This window comes from Paraconexibacter sp., from assembly GCF_041602235.1.
GTDB lineage: Bacteria > Actinomycetota > Thermoleophilia > Solirubrobacterales > Solirubrobacteraceae > Paraconexibacter.
In genome coordinates this window covers 1-3,187 of sequence record NZ_JBFIGP010000367.1, presented here as the reverse complement: position 1 = coordinate 3,187, position 3,187 = coordinate 1, and the positions used below count along the sequence as shown (strand labels likewise).

The following is a 3,187-nucleotide window of genomic DNA, read 5'->3' as shown; positions in this document are numbered from 1 at the left end:
GTTCTCGGCGCCGTCGATCCGCGGGACCCCGGCGAGCTCGTCGAGCGAGGTCGGGAGCGTGCGGGTCTGGGTGACGCTGAGGAACGGCGACATGATCGACTCGCCGGTCGGGTCCTCGCCGAAGCCGAGCACGTGGCCCAGCTCGTGGAGCACCACGGTCAGGAGGTCGTATCGGGCGGTCGGGTCGTCGGGGTGCAGCAGCGTCCAGCCGATCCCGCCTGCTGTGGCGTCGATCGTGACGGTGGTGCCGACCGTGACACCGAGCTGGCCCTCGGGCAGATCACCGATCGTGACCGTGACACCGGTCCAGTCCAGGTCGGGCACGAGCGTCTGCCACATCGCCTGGGCCTGTGCGACGACCGGGGCGAGGATAGAGGTGGTGAGCTCGGCGGCCGGAGGTCCGCGGGCGAGCGCCTGGTCGGCGACCCCAGGGGCCGATGCGGGTTGCGAGGTCGCCGGAAGACCGCTGGTCCCGTCGTCCTCGGTGACTGCGACGGGGGGCGCGACGTCGGCCTGATCGCCGGTGCCGCCGCCCGCGGAGGAGCCGCCGGTGACCGCCGCGACGGTCGGCGTGGTGCCGATCGGCTCGGGCGTGATCGGGTCGGGCTCGTCGGCGACCGGCGCGTCGATACCGGCGTCGATGCCGGCGACCTCGGGCAGCGCCACGGCGGACGGGTCGATCAGCATCGGCGACGGATCGGCGACCGCCGGCCCCATGGTCGGCGTCGCGCCCTCCACCAGGACCTCGGTGAGCGCCACGCCCGCATCCTTCACGAGCTCAGGCGTGACCGGCGGTGGTGGCGGCGGAGGCGGCGGGGGTGGCGGTGCGACGTAGGCCACCACCGGGGTGTAGGTCGGCGCGATCGGCGCGGGGGCGACGGGGGCCGCGGAGATCACGGAAGGCTCGGGTGCGGCGCTGATCGTGGCCGGGGCGGTGGTCGACGCCGTCGGCTGCGCGGCGGGCGCGGGGGCCGGCTCGGCCGCCGGAGCCGGCTGTGCCGCAGGCGCCGGAGCGGGAGCAGGCTGTGCCGCGGGAGCGGGCGCGGGTGCCGGAGCGGGCGCCGGGGCGGGCGCGGGTGCCGGAGCGGGCGCGGGAGCAGGTGCCGGGGCGGGAGCCGGAGCCGGGGCGGGCGCGGGTGCGGGTGCGGGAGCAGGCGCCGCCTTCGGCGCGGGAGCCGCAGCCGGAGCGGGCTTCGGCGCGGGTGCCGCGGCAGGCTCCGGCGCGGGTGCAGGCTTCGGCGCAGGTGCAGGCTTCGGCGCAGGTGCAGGCTTCGGCGCGGCGTCGGCCTCCGGCGCAGGGGCGGCCTTCGGCGCTGCCGCCCGCGTCACGGCCGCCCGGGCCCGGGGTGCGGCGGTCGCGGCCTTCGCGGCGGCGGAGGCCTTGGCCACGGGGGCGCTCGCCGGCGCTGTCCCTGCGGCAAGCGTCGGCGGCACGGTGCCGCTCGAGTCGATGACCGGCGACGGCCCTCCGCCCGCGGACGTCGTCTGGGGCGTGGAGATCGACGGAGGCAACGTCCCGGTCTGGACGACCACCACGCCGGCGGCGGGTTCCGCGCCATCGGCCGACACGAGGGTCGGCGGGGTCGCTCCGATCGTCTGCGTGACGACGTCAGGTCCGCTCAGCGACCCGCTTCCGCCACCCGCCGTCGAGCTGGGTTCGGACGTCGACGGAGCCGTTCCGCCGCCGGACGATCCGCCTGAGTTCTCGTAGCCGTAGGTGTTCTGGATGACCGGTATCGCGGCCTCGGCGGCACCGGCGGCCACAGCCGCGTTGCGGACGACGGTCCGGGCGACGCTCGCAGGCGGCGCCTGCGCGGTGGCGCGGGTCGCCACCGCGGCAGCGGCCGCGCCGGTCGCGCCGGTCGCGGCCTGGCGCCGAGCCGCCGGACGACTCGGCGGCGGCTTGGAAGCAGCGGTCTTTGCGTCGAACGCAGGGAAATCGAAGCGAGGAATCGCGACCGCAGGCAGCGCATCGACGGTGCGTGCGTCGCGCAGCGCCGTACCGAGCGGCACCGCGTAGGTCATGACGAGCGAGAGGATCAGCACGATCGCCAGCGCCTTGGCCGAGGGACCGCGCCGCAGGCCGATGATGCTCGGAGTCCGGGCGGTGCCGGCACCGAGGCTTCCGCCGCCTCCCCCGGGGGCGAGCGCTGGTCTGAATGGCTGTTGGAACGGTGTCAGCACGACTGGACTGGCGGACGTTCGTCCTGGACCCAGCGCATCGAGCAGGGAGATGGCACGTTCCAAGTGCGACACCCGTGGACACGGGTGCCAACCCCTTGTTCCCCGGTCCCCCGAGGGCGCACTCCCGCCGAGCGCAAGGGTGAACCTACGGCGAACGCGCCATCCAAGTCAAGGCGATTCCCAAAATCGCAACACCTGTCGTGCTGAAGGAACTACGGCAAGTTGCGCAAATCTTGATCTACGACAATCTGGGGGAACCCAGGATCAGCGACGTGCTGTCGCGTGACCCCGGCACACCGGTCGTCCGGACCCGAACGAAAGAATTCAGGTTCTCGGCCGATCGTCGACTAAGGTAGGAGTCGAACACCAAAGACAGAAGAGAGGAGGACCCATGAGAGTCCTCTGTGCGAAGTGCCTGCGGCTCTGGCCCGCGGCACGTGTCTCGGACCGAGCGAGCTGCCCCCACTGCGGCGGCTTCCTCCGTCACTCCTAGACACGTCACACTGCCGAAGCCCCGTTCTTGCGAGCGGGGCTTCTGTCGTTGTGCCCGGCCTCAGAGGGCGAGCACGAGCTTGCCCCGGTTCTCCCCCCGGAACAGCCGCAGCAGCGTCGCCGGGAACGCGGCGAGGCCGCCTTCCACCACGTCCTCGTGAGCCACGAGGCGCCCTTCGGCCAACCACCCCGCCATCTCCTTCGCGGCGTCGGCGTAGCGGTCGGCGTAGTCGAACACCACCATCCCCTTCATCGACGCGCGGTTGACGAGCAGGGACATGTAGTTCGAGGGGCCCTTGTACGACTCGGTCGCGTTGTACTGGCTGATGGCGCCGCAGATGATCACCCGCGCACCGCGGGCCAACCGCGTCAGGACCGCGTCGAGGATGTCCCCTCCGACGTTGTCGAAGTAGATGTCGACGCCCTTCGGCGCCAGGTCGCGCAGCGCCTTGGCGACGTCCGCGTCCTTGTAGTCGATGGCGGCGTCGAACCCGAACTCCTCGATGATCAT

At 73.0% G+C, this 3,187-nt stretch carries 2 protein-coding genes; both read right to left on the bottom strand.

Going from position 1 to position 3,187, the window contains the following annotated elements:
- A partial coding sequence (locus ABYE80_RS19000; protein WP_372791885.1) for a matrixin family metalloprotease occupies positions 1-2,184 on the bottom strand: 2,184 nt, incomplete at its 3' end.
- Positions 2,185-2,737: 553 nt separating this feature from the next.
- On the bottom strand, positions 2,738-3,187 hold a 450-nt coding region (locus tag ABYE80_RS18995), incomplete at its 5' end, for a zinc-binding dehydrogenase (protein WP_372791884.1).